At 55.5% G+C, this 15,267-nt stretch carries 8 protein-coding genes and 1 pseudogene; 3 read left to right on the top strand and 6 right to left on the bottom strand.

What is annotated here, in order from left to right:
- Positions 1-63 precede the first annotated feature (63 nt).
- Complete coding sequence (locus KK078_RS19265) at positions 64-1,311, bottom strand: efflux RND transporter periplasmic adaptor subunit (RefSeq protein ID WP_254091942.1); 1,248 nt, start codon at positions 1,309-1,311, stop codon at positions 64-66.
- A gap of 314 nt (positions 1,312-1,625) precedes the next feature.
- Here KK078_RS19265 and KK078_RS19260 point away from each other — a divergent pair, with 314 nt between their 5' ends.
- Together KK078_RS19260 and KK078_RS19255 are read left to right on the top strand one after the other, a co-directional pair.
- Positions 1,626-3,017: a sigma-54-dependent transcriptional regulator gene (locus KK078_RS19260; protein ID WP_254091941.1), complete on the top strand. Its 1,392-nt coding sequence runs from the start codon at positions 1,626-1,628 to the stop codon at positions 3,015-3,017.
- Positions 3,018-3,068: 51 nt separating this feature from the next.
- Positions 3,069-4,421 carry a sensor histidine kinase gene (locus tag KK078_RS19255; RefSeq protein ID WP_254091940.1) on the top strand — a complete coding sequence of 451 codons (1,353 nt, stop codon included), beginning with the start codon at positions 3,069-3,071 and terminating at the stop codon, positions 4,419-4,421.
- Between the two features lie 418 nt (positions 4,422-4,839).
- On the opposite strand, the gene KK078_RS19250 is transcribed toward KK078_RS19255, so the two are convergent.
- The 4 genes from KK078_RS19250 to KK078_RS19235 all read right to left on the bottom strand — a co-directional run bounded on the left by KK078_RS19250 (position 4,840) and on the right by KK078_RS19235 (position 12,347).
- A complete protein-coding gene (locus KK078_RS19250; protein WP_254091939.1) occupies positions 4,840-7,464 on the bottom strand; it encodes a glycoside hydrolase family 2 protein in 2,625 nt (874 codons plus the stop codon).
- Between the two features lie 162 nt (positions 7,465-7,626).
- Complete coding sequence (locus tag KK078_RS19245) at positions 7,627-8,196, bottom strand: RNA polymerase sigma factor (protein WP_254091938.1); 570 nt, start codon at positions 8,194-8,196, stop codon at positions 7,627-7,629.
- Positions 8,197-8,425: 229 nt separating this feature from the next.
- Positions 8,426-9,859 (bottom strand): alpha-L-fucosidase, encoded by a 1,434-nt coding sequence (locus tag KK078_RS19240; RefSeq protein WP_317195961.1) that lies wholly within the window; start codon positions 9,857-9,859, stop codon positions 8,426-8,428.
- Between the two features lie 13 nt (positions 9,860-9,872).
- Entirely contained in the window at positions 9,873-12,347 is a 2,475-nt protein-coding gene (locus tag KK078_RS19235; protein ID WP_254091937.1) for a carboxylesterase family protein, read from the bottom strand.
- 525 nt (positions 12,348-12,872) lie between these two features.
- Here KK078_RS19235 and KK078_RS19230 point away from each other — a divergent pair.
- Positions 12,873-15,053 carry a glycoside hydrolase family 3 N-terminal domain-containing protein gene (locus tag KK078_RS19230; RefSeq protein ID WP_254091936.1) on the top strand — a complete coding sequence of 727 codons (2,181 nt, stop codon included), beginning with the start codon at positions 12,873-12,875 and terminating at the stop codon, positions 15,051-15,053.
- Between the two features lie 26 nt (positions 15,054-15,079).
- Here the strand turns inward: KK078_RS19230 and KK078_RS19225 are convergent.
- Positions 15,080-15,267, bottom strand: a pseudogene (locus tag KK078_RS19225) (beta-ketoacyl-[acyl-carrier-protein] synthase II); the annotation flags it as partial.

Raw genomic sequence — 15,267 nt, 5'->3', positions numbered from 1 at the left:
TTTGACCGTATAGGTTGCATGCTATTGCATGTATACTTCAATTTTTTTTATTGGTTACGCTTTTTAGTTCAGTAATAGCACCTCGTTGTCGCCAAAGTTCTCGTACGACGAGGTAATTACCCGGTCACCCGGCTTCAACCCTTCCAGCACCTCGTAATTTTCAGTGTTCTTGCGGCCCAGCTTGATGTCGCGGCGCACGGCCTGGTCTTCGCCGTCAAGCACAAACACCCAGTTGCCACCGGTATCTTTATAAAACCCGCCCACCGGCAGCAACAGCTGCTCGGAAGACTGCCCCAGCTCGATGCGCAGACGCAACGACTGACCCCGCCGGATGCCCGCAGGCGTTTCGCCCGTAAAATGCATATCTACTTCAAATCGGCCGGCCGTTACGCCCGGGTACACATAGGTGATCTCCAGCGCGTAGTCTTTGTTGTTGAACGAGGTGGTTGCCTTCAGCCCGGTCATAATGCGGGGCAGGTACAATTCGTCTATCGGCACCCGCACTTTGTAGCTTCCCAGAATGTCTACCTGACCCAGCCGTTGGCCTGGTGTTATATTCTGACCGGGATCGAGTTGCGGCCGCGACAGCTGGCCGTCGATCGGGGCACGGATCACCAGGTTGTCCAGGATCTTGCCTACGCCCTCCAGGTTCTGGCTCATGCGTTGTTCAGCGATCTTGATCTCACGCAGCTGGCGGATACGATCCACCGAGTCGGCACGGTATACCTCGTAGGTAATGCGACGGCGTTCCAGGTTGTACTTATAGTCGGCTTCTGTCTTTTCAAAAGCCTGCCGGGAGATCAGCTTCTTTTCAAACAGTTGTTTTTCCCGTGTGTATTGAGGTCCCAGGATGGCCAGCATGTTATCGATCAGGGCCAATGTCTGGCGTTGTTCCAGGTCGTTTCGCGTGATCCCCAGGCGGGTGTCGCGGTTACGGTTGATACTTTCGCTCAGCTGTGCCTCCTGTCCCAGCACCGACAGCTCGGTATTCAGGTTGCTCAGTTCGAGGATCACGTCGCCGGCCTTCAGCATGGCACCGCTTTCGGCTACCACGCGCTTGATCGTTCCGCCTTCGACGGCGTCGAGGTATACCGTGCGGCTCGGCTCTACGGTACCGGTTTGCGGAATGAATTCCTGGAATACCCCCCGTTGTACGGTCGAGATCGTGATCTTATCTTTTTCCACCTTCACCCGTGAGCGCCGGTCTGCAAAAATGAACTGGTACCCGATGAACAATACGAACACGGCGATGCCACCGTAGGTCGCGATACGTTTCAACGTCCATTTTTTCTTGACAATCTTTTTATCCATGCTGGTTCAGTTAAGGCTGCCTGCTGTCAGGCAACGTTATCTGCCTGAAGCCAACAAGCGTGCCAAGCGCCAGAAGCCCAATTTAACCCGTTTTCCCGGTAATTTCCGCGGTATTCACGTTCACATGTGAACGGGTGTGTCCGCTTCCGAACGTCCGCACAACGGCCAAAAAGGCCCAGGAGCACGATTTTGGCACATTTAGCCATTGTACCAATTCCGGTACAGCCTTTGTTCGTTACCGGACGTCCACCGCGCTGTCCGGCCGTCGTTGCTGCGCCCTGCGGTCGATCCAAACCAATTTGTTATTTAGTACCATGGCTGAAACCAAGCACGGAAAGATCCTGATCGTTGACGACAACGAAGACCTTTTAAAGGCGGCAAAAATGTACCTCAAGCGACACTTTGCACAGGTAGACATTGAAAAGAACCCGGAGGCGATCCCCGCGTTGATGGGCAACGAAGACTACGACGTGATCCTGCTGGACATGAACTTTACCAAAGACGTGAGCAGCGGCAGCGAAGGCTATTACTGGCTGGAGCGCATTCTGCAGATCGATCCATCGTCGGTGGTTGTACTCATCACCGCCTACGGCGACATCCAGATGGCGGTAAAAGCCATCAAGGCCGGGGCGACCGACTTCGTATTAAAGCCATGGGAAAATGAAAAGCTGCTGGCCACGCTGTTTTCGGCCATGCGGCTCCGCGAGTCGCGCGATGTGATCGAAACGCTCAAGTTCAAGAACCAGGAGATCAACCAGGAGATCAACCACCGCTTTAGCGAGATCATCGGCCAGAGCGCCGCCATGCAGAAGATCTTCCAGACCATCGACCGCGTGGCGCGTACTGATGCGAACGTTTTAATCCTGGGCGAGAACGGCACCGGCAAAGAAGTGATCGCCCGCGCCATCCACCGGAACTCGGCGCGGCAGCACGAGAACTTTGTGGGCGTAGACCTGGGCTCTATAACCGAGACGCTGTTTGAAAGCGAGCTGTTCGGACATAAGAAAGGCGCTTTTACCGACGCCAAGGAAGACCGCGCCGGGCGCTTTGAGCTGGCCAACAACGGCACGCTCTTCCTGGACGAGATCGGCAACTTGTCTATGCCCCTGCAGGCCAAGCTGCTGACGGTGCTGCAGCACCGGAAGGTAAGCCGTGTGGGCTCCAACAAAGAAACGCCCATCAACATTCGCCTGATCTGCGCCACCAATATGCCGCTGTACGAAATGGTGAAGGAAAACCGATTCCGCCAGGACTTGCTGTATCGCATCAACACCATCGAGATCGAAGTACCCTCGCTGCGCGAGCGTTTCGAGGATATCCCCCTGCTGGCGACGCATTTTTTGAAGCATTATGCAGCCAAGTACGAAAAAAGCGTGACCAAGATCAGCGAGGCCGCCATGACGCGCATGCACAAGCACCCCTGGCCGGGCAACATTCGCGAGCTGCAGCATTCCATCGAGCGGGCGGTCATCCTGAGCAACACCAGCGTGCTCCAACCCGAAGATTTTAACTTCACCTCCAACGGTGGCGGTGCCGGCAAGGAAGACGCCCAGTTGAGCCTGGAGCAGTACAACCTGGAAGAGGTGGAAAAGCTGCTGATCCGCAAAGTGCTGAAAAAATATAACGGCAACATCACCCAGGCCGCGACGGAACTGGGCCTGACACGGTCATCGTTATATCGCCGCCTGGAGAAATACGGGTTGTGACCGGCAAATCCATTACCTTCGTAGGAATGTTGGAATGCTGAACCGCACACCTTGAACTTAGGATTTAAAGATTTCCGTACCCGCGTCATTTTGCGGGTCGTCTTACTGGGTTGTACCATGGGCTTGTTTATGTTCATGGTGGTACGCCCCAATATGCTGTTTGCCGCCATGCTGATGGCCCTGATCATCGTGCTGCAGCTGGTGGAGATCTTCCGTTTTGTCAGCCAGACCAACCGTAAGCTTACCCGCTTTCTGGAGTCGGTGCGCTATTCCGACTTCATCTCGGGATTCGCCTCCGACAACAAGCTGGGCAAAAGCTTTAAGGATCTCAACCTGGCCTTCAACGAAGTGCTGGAAGCCTTTCGCAAAGCGCGGTCGGAAAAGGAAGAGCACTGGCAATACCTCAACACCGTCGTACAGCAGGTGCGCACCGGTATCCTTTCCTTCGACACCGAGGGCAACGTGCAGCTCGTCAATGCCAACGCCAAGAAGTTCCTGGGCATTACAAACATCAAGAACCTGCATGAGCTGATCGATGTCAACCCCGGCCTCTACCACGCCATCCACAGCGCAGAGTCGGGCAAAAGCGAGCTCTATAAAGGCAGCAACGAGCTCTACCTGACGGTGCAGGCCACCGAGTTGCGCATACGCGGCACGGACATCAAGCTGGTCACCTTGCAGAACATCCAGCCTGAACTGCAGAAGCAGGAGCTCGAAGCCTGGCAGAACCTGACGCGCGTGTTGCGCCACGAGATCATGAACTCCATCACGCCGATCTCGTCGCTCACCTCTACTCTGCGCGATATACTCGACCACGAAATGGTAGCACGCGACGTGCACTACGAGTTGACCGAAGAAGGCGCCGAAGACCTGCGCGAAGGCCTGAGCACGATTGCCAACCGTAGCAAAGGATTGATCAAGTTCATCGACGCATACCGCGAATATACCTCCTTGCCTAAACCCAAGCTGGTAACCGTGCGCCTGAAGGAACTGCTCGATCACGTGTCGCAGCTGATGAAGACCGAGCTCCGGAAAACCCAGATCCACTTCGAGTGCACCTGTGACTCCGAATATCTCACCATCCAGGCCGATGTAGAGATGATCGAACAGGTATTGATCAACCTGCTCAAGAACGCCATCGAAGCACTGGGCGATACCGAAGCCCCCCAGCTGAGCCTCAAAGGATATTACGACGAGAACGCCATCAAGATCGAAGTGACCGACAACGGCGCGGGCATCATTCCGGAAGCGTTGGAGCACATCTTCGTGCCGTTCTATACCACTAAGCGCACCGGCTCGGGCATCGGCCTGAGCCTGTCGCGCCAGATCATGCAAATGCACAACGGCTCGATCACCGTCGAGTCCGAACCCGAAGTGAAAACTACCTTTACGCTAAAGTTTTAATCAAACCGGGGTCGGGCAGTCCCGCCCACCCTCATGTTGGCAGTCTGTTATTTTCCTCTCATGTTCTTAACAAGAAAGTAAACAGACGCCAGAAAGGTTAGTATATATACGATAGCTAATGCCGGCTTTTCGAATTTGAAATTCTCAAAATCAAATTGTTTAAATAAGGTCCATCCTAAAATGATGGCTATAATTCCGAATAGAAACGTCGGCGCTTTTTTATTGCTCATAAATTTTACTATCTGATTATAATGCACTTGGCTTAGTCCAGCGCCACCACTTGCTCCTTCACATTCCTCCCACTAATCGTCACTATTTCTGGTTCGAGTCTTCCGACCGAAGGGAGGGCGACTTGGACCTAGCATGGCGTCAGTCTCCGACTGACTCCTTTAAAAATCAAAAAATAGTCCCGTTCGGCTTAATCCACCGCCACCACCTGCTCCTTCACATTCCACCCACTCACCGTCACCGCCACAGGTACATCACCCGGCGTATACTCCAGCACCACAGTCCGCTCCTCTCCCGGCACAACCGAAACATAGTTATCCGTATAAAACACCGGCAGCAACCGTTTCTTTGTATTCAAGTCAACCAACGACACGCGGTTAAAGAACGCCACCGCACCCCCTGCCGGGTTCTTTAGCGTTACCGCTACCTGACCGGGGCCTACACGCTTCACGGTCGTCTTCAACGGCGCGGCAGCCAGCTGGTTCAACCCGGGATACGATCCCTTTGCATCCGGCAACCAGTATAAGTTCTCGCTTACCACGTTCTTTTTTACATCCAGCAGTTGCAGCGACAGGAACACGTCCTTCGGTTGCCCGGGTTGGTTCAGATACCCTTTTACCGAGAGGTATTTCTTGGCATCCGTAGGCTCTACCGTGACAAAGACCTGCGTGAGCAGACGCTCCTTGCCGGCCACGTCGTATGCCTTTACCACAAGCATCAGGTCATTGTAGGGTACGAAGGTATTGTTCGCTACCATCACCATGCCCGTCACCGGGTTACACATGACGTGTAACGGTTCGCTGCCTTTGCGCAAGCCGTAAAGGCACGCGTTGGGGTCGAGGTAATAATCGTACATCTGGCCACGCAGCGCGGTCCAGGGATTTTGTGTCTTCCAGATGATCGTGCCGGTATACCAATCCCACATGTGTGCGCTGAAGCCTTCCATCAGGGCACGATACTGGTCGTAGTTTACGAGCTGTGCCTTGTTCGCGAAGTCGGCCATGTCCTTCGGCTTGCCATAGCGGTATACGGACGAATCATAGCCAATGTATTTGTGATATTGCCACACCGAGTCGATGCGACGGTTGGGCTCGTCAGGCGCAACGCGGTTTACTTCCGGCAGAAAACGTTCCAGCGAAACAGCGTCGCCTACACCCACAGACCCCACTTCCGAATTGAAGGGGAAGGTGCGGTCTTCCCAGAACGTGCGGATGTTCTGGATGCCATAGGGGCCGTCGCCGTTGCCGCCGATGCTGTTGTACGACATGCTGTCGGTATTGGAGTATTCGGCAAACCAGCGTGTGCCGTCCAGGCGCGGCAGCAGGTCGTCGCGCAGGGCGCTCAGGATATCGGCAGGGGGTGTGATCTCGTTACCGCCGCACCACATCGCCAGGGACGGATGGTTGCGCACCATCTTGATCTGGTCTTCCGCCGAAGCGATAAACAAGTTGTGATCATCGGGATAATTGCGCCGCGTCCATTGGTCTTCGGCTTTCATAGGATCAACCCAACGGCCGTTACAGTCGCCCGACATCCAGAAGTCTTGCATGACCAGCAGGCCATAGCGATCACACGCGGCAAAGAACTCCGGCCGTTCGATCAGCGCTCCGCCCCATACGCGGATGAGGTTCAGGTTCATGTCGCGGTGAAAGCGGATCTCGGCATCGTAGCGTGCATCCGAAAAGCGAAGCATCGCGTCGGAGATGATCCAGTTGCCGCCTTTAATAAAAATCTTTTGTCCGTTCACCGATACCTCGCGACTGCGGGTATGGGCATTCCAGGCCGTACGCACTTCGCGTACCCCCACGGTGATCTTTTCTTCGTCTGACACACCTTTACCGGGTTCGGTAAATTGCAGCGACGATGTATAGAGATGCTGGGCGCCATAGCCGTTGGGCCACCACAGCTTGGGATTGCTTACGGTCAACACCGGCAATGTAACGGTCACGGTTTGTTTCGGGCCGACCGTTACCGTCTGTGATACCGTCTGGCCCTCGAGTGTATAAGTAAGCTTGCCCGTTACTTTTGCTGCCGTCGGATTTTCTAGTTCTGCGGAGACGTTGATCCGGGCGGGTTCCTGCTTTTCTCCCGGGAAGCGTTTACCCGGCACGTGTGTTACCACGTGGGGATTTTTTAGGTTGACCGATTTGGTTTGCTCGATCCATACTTTGTCCCAGATGCCGGTGTTCCGGTCGCGGACCGGTTGGATCCAGTCCCATCCGGCTACATACTGATGCGCTACGTTCTTTGCAATAGTACCGTCGCCACCCTGTCCGCCGTTGGGATTGCCGGCTACGTCGGCCGGGTGCACGATCACGGCCAGGCGATTAGCCCCTCCGGGGCGAAGCGCTTTTGTGATATTATATACCTGGCGCAGGAACATGCCGTTGTGCGGCCTGGCGTTCAATTTCTCGCCGTTGAGAAATACATCGCAGCGATAGTTCACACCGCGCAAGTGCAACCAGGCCTGATCACCGCCGGCAAGGGCCGGATAATTAAAATCGTTTACGAACCAATAGGTGTAATGTGCATTGCCCGTCTTATAAATGTCGGGGATGCGCTCATTGTTCATGCCGTAGAACGGGTCGGGCACGAGGCCGTTTTCCAGGAGCGTTGTCAGCACCGTGCCGGGCACGCGTGCGGGTATCCAACCCGTTAAACCGCCGGTGGCACGCGACAGCGCTATACCGTCCTCCTGCACTTCGCTCGCCCGCCGGGCTTTCCAGGCCTTGTCCAGGTCGTAAAGACGTTGCGCATGGGCCACGGGGGCACTGATGATCAATAAAAGCAGGAGGTAAACAGATGGGAATTTCATATGACGCGAATTTAAAAAAATCCTCTCGCCCCCACCCTTTTCAGGATGAAGGTAGAGAGGATCCCAAACCTAATCCAGCACTGGCAGGACACCAATGCCGTTAACCAGACGCCCGACGCGTCTGTTCCTAATACCAAAAAAAGAAAATAATTATCCCCGGCTTTAATGCAATTGTTTTCGGAGCGAGCGCAAAGCCTTAAACACAGCGTTATACACCGACTGGATGGTAATGCCCAGTTCGGCGGCGATCTCCTGGTTGGTGCGTTCCTTGTTGAATTTCAGGTGCAGAAGCGTTTGTTGATGACGCGACAGCGTGTTTAGCGCCCGCAGCACATCCGCACGCTGATCGTCGTAGGACTCTTCGCCGGTGTTTTCATCGGCCATATCCAGCTCCAGGGGGTCTTCGGCTGCCCTGTAGCGGACGGCGGCAGACTTCAGCACATCGAGGATCTTATGTTTGAGGGAAGTGAACAGGTAATATTTGACCGAGGTCGTCTGGTTCAGGTTCCCGCGGTTGTGCCACAGCTTGACAAACAGGTCCTGGATACAGTCCTTGATCAGGTCCTGATCGTCTGAGATCTTTTTGCCGTATTGATAGAGATCGAAAAAATACCGGCGGTAGAGCAGCGCATAGGCTCCCGCATCCCCTTGCATAAAATCCTCCCACAGGGCAGCCTCCCCCACCTGTGCGGTGTTTACCCGCAGAATGCCTTCTTCCCCCTGCTCAAGCATGTCCAATTTACTCCGTGTACGCAAACGGACTTAAAAATCGAACTTTTTGCCCGTACTACGAAATGAAATAGCAAGTTTTTGGCCGGATGCCAAAGAAGCTGTTACAACCGTTATAATTGGGCCCAGGCGTGCAAAAAATGCCAGGATTATTCCCACGGCGACCCGCTCCAGGGACCTTGAAGCGCAGGATATGACAAATCAAAGTCGTGTCCGGATCTAATCGCGTCTGCTACTTGCCTGTCTCGTAGGCGAAGGCCAGGGCGGGTGTATATTCCCTGGCGACAGAGGACGGTACCGACACCGTGACGACATCATCCCTGGCCGACCACTTTACCGTTGCACCGGTGCCGAGCAATGTCATCCGGGTGCCCTTGCGCGGCAAATTTCCTTTCCAGGATACCGTGCGCGGCACGGGGGTGCCTTCGGGGAGACAGGCGATGGCAAACAGCTTTCCGCCGGCGTTGGTTGTAAAGTATGTCTTATCCGACTGGTAATGTTCTGCCGGACGCGTGTCGTAAATGGCAGCCCCGTTGCGGGTAAGCCAGGCACCGATATCTTTCAGGCGGTCGATCTGTTCTTGTCGCAGGGTGCCTTCGGGCGTCGGACCGACGCCCAGCAACAGGCTTCCGCCTTTCGCCACTACCTCTGCGAGTGTATGGATCACTTTCGCGGCCGATTTATACTTGTCGTTCGGAACATGACCCCAGGCACCTCCCAGCGTAATGCAGCTCTCCCACGGATGGTCGAGCTTGGTGGCCGGTATATGTTGCTCGGGGGTTTGGTAATTCTCGTAGGGACCATGCACCGTGCGGTCGACGATGAGCAGGCCGGGTTGTGCGGCGCGGGCCATCGTAGCAATGCGGGGAATGTCGACGTCCTGACTCCACGGTGGAATGGCCGCGCCCCAGGCGCGCACTTCGTCGTTCACCGTTTCCAGCGGCCGCACCCAGCCGCCGTCGAGCCACAGAATGTCGATGGCACCGTAGTCGTGCATCAGCTCGTCTATCTGATTGTAGGCAAATTGTTTGAACTTGTTCCACCGCCAGGGATTCTTGCGGATATCGTAGTTTACATTGCGGTCGGGTGTGGCGTATCGTGGCCACCAGAAATACTCCGAGTGCCAGTCGGGCTTGGAGTAATAGGCGCCGATCATAAAACCCTGCCGGCGGAACGATTCAAATACATACTTCGCTACGTTTGCCTTCGGATGGTTCGCGAACGGGCCGCTGGTAATTTTGAAGTCGGTCTGCCGGGTGTCGAACATGTTAAACCCGTCGTGGTGTTTGGTGGTGAATACCACGTAGCGCATGCCTGCATCTTTTGCGGCCTGCGCCCATTGGTCGGGATTGAACTGTGTGGGGTTAAAATCTTTCTTTAATCCCCAGTACCATTGTTTGTAAGCATCGTAGGTGATGGTGCTGTCGCGCGAGATCCAATCTTCCGAGCAGAGCTCCCACGATTCGATGATGCCCGGCACGGCGTATAGCCCCCAGTGAATGATCATGCCGAACTTCTGGTCGCGCCAATGTTCCAGCTTCTGGCGAACCTGGGTGTCGGCTGGCCATTCATAGACAGTGGACTGGCGGTGCAGGTTGTCCTGGCCGTGTACGGGCAGTGCCGCCATCCATGCGACTATTCCCAGCAGTATCAGGCGTCTCATCATGTATAAATGTATGCTATTTTTTTAATGTACCGGTGCTGATCGTGGCGGTCTTGGTAACACGGTCTCCGGTCTCTACACGCCAATCGTTGCTATAATAACCGGCCGACAAGATGCCATCCACCCCGCGCGTCAACATCTCGGTCGACAAGATCATATAGTCCGGGAAACCGCTGCCCCCCGCAAAGTATTGGTTGGGCTCGGTAGCGGACATGCCCGGCAGACCCGTGCCACCGATTACCGCTACGGATGCTACGTCGCTGTCGGGACGAGGCCACATAAAGTATGCGCCATATTGATCACCGCGGTATTGCTGGCCGTCGATGGCAACAAGATTACGCGTCAGGGTGATCGGGCAGTTCTTTAAAAGTTTGCTCCAGGCTGCGTTGGTCGTTGCATTGCCATAGAGGATGACACCGCGATCCGGATATTTCGCAGGCTGGAATGCCTGGTCGGCGACGATGTCGACGGCGCCGTTGCCACGGTAGTACCATACTTCGGCATCGTAACGTGCCTTGGCATACGACCAGGCGTTCTCAGCCGCTGTGCCCTTGGTGCTATATACAAACACCATGCGGTTCTTGAACGGCTCTTTAAAGGTTCCGTTGCGCGTCACGCCTTTTTGCTTCGCGTCAGGCTTGGCCGACACCTGCCATGCATTGCCCGACCGGGTAAGGTATACCCATTCCGCGGCTGTCTTCGTATACGCGATCGGTGCCTGTCCGTCCAGCGTAATGGTCACGACATCGCCTGCCTGGAAGACGGCCAGGGAAAGGCCTGCGATCGAAACGTTGGTCGTGGTGCCGGTGATCGTTTTCTTTTTCTTGTCACGTACCAGGTCGACCTTGCTATATTCCAGTACATGTTGCTGCTGCGCGATGGATACCCAGCGGTACTTGTCGGAGATGGCAGGGTTTGCCGTCGTATATTCCAGTTTGTCAACGGCGCTGTCGGGCTGGATGGTATGCCATTGAAAGTATTGAAAGATCGGGTTCCAGTCTACGCTTTCGTTGCCAAACCAGTGGCTGCCGCCGGGATACTCATAGTAACTGAAGTCTTTGTGAAAGTCGCCGAGTATGCGCCGCATCTGGCGGGCGTAGTCTACGGATACGACTTTGTCGCTGTCACCGTGGTGGATGTATATGCCCAGGCCTTTGTAGTTGCCTGCCAGCGCGATCACATCGCTGGGATTGCTGGCGCGCAGCAGCATCTTCTCCGCGGACGAACGGCTTTCCGTCGGAATTTTACCGTCGGCGGAACCATACGCCGTCAAAGTAGGATAGCCGGCGCAGGGAGCGATCGCCGCCCAGTTGCCGGGATACGTCGCCCCGAGGTACCAGGTGCCGTGTCCACCCATGGAGTGGCCGGTGAGGTAAATGCGTTTCGGATCGGGTTTAAATTGCTGTTTGGCCTGTGCCAGTACTTCCAACGCATCGAGGCGACCCCAGTCTTCCCAGTTAAAGCCGCGCGGGCGGCGGTTGGTGGGGGCGACCAGTACACCCCAATCTTTCGGGCGATAGGCACGCGCCTGGCTGATCGCCTCTACACTGGCACCGTGCACCGAAAAGAACAACGCAGGCGCCGTGGTACTTTCTCCAAGCCGTGGTGTTACGCTATAATATTGGATGCTGCCGTCGATATCACTCACAAAGGTCTTGCTGTAGTGATCCTGCGGCTGCATGGCATCGATCTTGATCTCTTGCGTGTCGAGGACGCGACCGTTGGCATTCTGGCGCAAGGTCAGCGTGCAAGTATGGGCTCCTTTCACACGCACACCCGTGGGATCCATGCGAAAGCCTACTTTGCGAATGCTCCAGGGCACGAGTGTCGGGATCTGCGTGGTTACCTCCTTGCCTTCGAGTTTGGCGGTGATGTGCAGGCCGGTGAGTGTTTTGTCAGAAGCGTTTACCGCGACCACGGCACCCCACAGGTTCTCCGTTGACTGGCCGACAACGACATGCGGCAAGGTAGGATCTTCCGTGCGAAGCGTCACGGCTTTCTCCTGGAATATCAGGCGTGCCGATACTCCCTGGCGCACAGCCCACGACGAGCAGCGGATCAGCAATTCGTTCCTGCCTTTCTTGAGCTTTACCGGCACGTACAACCACCCCAGGCGGTATATATCGCCGGCGTGGGGCTCGCCGTTAAAGAACAACATGCTGTGGCCCGACACGTGGAGCAGCGCCGTTTGTTCCACAGCAGCATCGTATGTTAAATACAGATAGCCGTTGATGATCGCGCGGCCTTTAAAGAGGCCGGCGCTGTCGGCTTTGATAGGAGTCCACTCAATGTTTTTGCTCGCGGCGGGTGTTGTGAATTGACCGGTGAACCAGGCGTATGTCAACTGGTCTGTCACCAATGCTTCGCGCCCGTAGCGGTGCAGCGAGTCTGCTGCCAGTCCTTCGCGGAAGACGTGTTCGGTCGGTGTTTGCGTGTGGCCCAGCGTGGCGCAAAGCCATAAACAGATGACGAGTATTCGTTTTTTCATCATGGTGGAATAGGTACAATAGGTTTTACACGATACACGGCCGCGTTGTTTGCGACGATAATCGTTTAGCAAACGAAGTATGCACGTTAATCTAATACCTGCTGGCCAATAAAATTATGAAGGACTTTGGGAAGTATCCGCCAGTTGCGTGCGGATGTTGTTCCACATTTGCAGAAAAAGCTTCATTCACTTCCGTGTCCGGTCAACCCGGAGTGTAGTACCGGCACAATGGTCCAGTCTAACGTATCACGTATTGGGTGCATGGCAATACACCCCCGGTATTCCAGGAAGTGTGTCGCCTGGCATCGGGCGTCAACGCCCACGGCTGGAAGTGTGTTTCCAGCGCCAGGTCTTCGGGCGGTGTATTTCCGGGGACATACAAGCGCTGCCTTATCTCAGAAAGGCCAGGTATTCTGATGTAAACGAGCGCCTCCGGGCTTTTTTCCGAAAAAAATAATCCCGATGGTAGGTCTTCGCAAAAAATTACCGCTAATATTTGGGGCATCAACATTCATCAAACCTCACTACATGCGACACACCCGCTTGTTCTTTCGCACATCCTTGCTGCTGGCCGTTTTGCTCCTGGCCGGTCTGCACCTGTTTGGTCAAACACCCGCCTACACCTTCCGCGATTCGCGCAAGGACCTCGACAGCCGTGTAAACGACCTGTTGCACCAACTGACTGTCGAAGAAAAGATCCACCTGCTGGGGTATAACAACCAGGGTGTGCCCCGCCTGGGGGTGCCGGTATATAATTGGTGGAACGAAGCGTTGCACGGTGTTGCGCGCGCGGGCGAAGCGACCGTGTTTCCGCAGGCCATTGGCATGGCCGCCACGTTCAACGACTCGCTGCAACGTGTCATGGCCGACGCTATTTCTACGGAAGCGCGTGCCAAGTATAACCTGGCCGTGCAGCAAGACCGCCACATCCAGTATATGGGCCTCACCTTCTGGTCGCCCAACATCAACCTGTTCCGCGACCCGCGTTGGGGCCGTGGCCAGGAGACGTACGGTGAAGACCCTTATCTGACCGCGCGCATGGGCACAGCCTTTGTACGGGGCCTGCAAGGCAACTCACCACAATACCTGAAAGCCGCTGCCTGTGCCAAGCACTTTGCCGTGCACAGCGGGCCCGAGGCGAACCGCCATACGTTCAACGCGCGCGTCGATGAAAAAGACCTGCGCGAAACGTACCTGTACGCTTTTCATGCACTGGTGGATGCCGGCGTGGAATCCGTGATGTGCGCCTATAACCGCGTGAACGACGAGCCGTGCTGTACCGGCAATACCTTGCTGCAAAAGATCCTGCACGACGAGTGGAAATTTAAAGGACACGTAGTCACCGACTGCGGTGCCCTCGACGATATTTACCTGCGCCACAAAACAATGCCCGACGCCGCGCACGTAGCGGCCGCGGCAGTAAAAGCAGGTGTGAGCATCGACTGCTCGAGCCTCCTGCAAAAGGACCTTGAAAAAGCACTGCAGCAAAAGCTGGTCACGGAAGCCGACATCGACAAGGCCCTGATCCCCGCGCTGCGTACACAGTTCAAGCTCGGCTTCTATGACGCCCCGGGCCAGGTGCCCTATACATCGCTCGGCGCCGAGAGCATCAGCAACGATGCGCATACGGCCCTGGCGCGCCGCGCCGCACAACAATCAATGGTCCTGCTGAAGAACGACAAGAATCTCCTGCCGCTGGAAAAGAAGAAGTATAACAGCATCATGATCCTGGGCCCGAACGCGGCCTCGCTGGATGCCCTGCTGGCGAACTACCACGGTGTATCGGGCAACGTATCGACCTTTGTCGAAGGCATTACGCAAGCGGCCGGACCGGCCGTTACCGTACAGTATGACCTGGGTTGTAACGACGTAGACAGTGTGCACTTTGGCGGCCTCTGGCATGCCGAAGGCAGCGATCTCTCCATCGCGGTGATCGGGCTCACCCCGGTGCTGGAAGGTGAAGAAGGCGACGCATTCCTGGCTGCGCACGGCGGTGACAAAGCCGACCTGAGCATCCCGGCAAGCCACATCGCCTTTTTAAAGGCCTTGCGCAAACGCCACCAGAAACCCATCGTGGCCGTTGTTACCGCCGGCAGCGCCGTTGACATTGCCGCGCTCGAGCCGTATGCCGACGCTATTGTGCTGGCCTGGTACCCGGGGGCACAGGGGGGTAACGCATTGGCCGATGTTCTCTTTGGCAAAGTTTCGCCCGCCGGCAGACTGCCGGTGACGTTCTATAGATCCTTTGCCGACCTGCCGGCCTACGACGACTACAACGTAAAGGGCAGGACCTATCGCTACTTTACGGGCAAAGTACAATATCCGTTCGGGTATGGACTCAGCTACACGTCTTTTGACTATAGCTGGAAACAAAAGCCCGCGGCTGCCTACCAAACCAAAGACACGGTGTCGATGACCGTCCACCTGAAGAACACCGGAAAGTATAGCGGTGCCGAAGTGGTGCAAGCCTATATGCTCTACCCTACCGGTGAGCGTATGCCGTTAAAAGAGCTCAAGCAATTTGCCCGGGTCTATGTGGCCCGGAACGGCGAGCGCGACGTGACCTTGAAGATACCGGTAGCGGACCTGCAGAAATGGAATCTGAAGAAGAGCCAGTGGGAAATAACATCCGGAACGTATACTGTAGTCGTTGGCGGCCATTCGGCCGACGAACGGCTGCGCCAATCGTTTACAGTCAAGAAGAAATAATATCGACAGCGGTTCAGAAAGGTCGATCAGTCGACCTTCCTGAACACGGCTGTAGCGTTGTGGCCGCCAAAACCAAAGGTATTGCTCATGGCCACGTTAACGTTAGCCTTTACACTTTTGCCCAGGATGATGTTCAGTCCTTGCGGCATGCCGGGATCGATGTTCTGCGTATTGATCGTCGGCGGCACAATGCCCTCGTGGATCGCCTTCACAC

Source organism: Dawidia soli, assembly GCF_018598185.1.
GTDB lineage: Bacteria > Bacteroidota > Bacteroidia > Cytophagales > Cyclobacteriaceae > Ohtaekwangia > Ohtaekwangia soli.
Note: the sequence above shows the minus strand (reverse complement) of the source record. Positions and strands in the feature narration are given on the sequence as shown.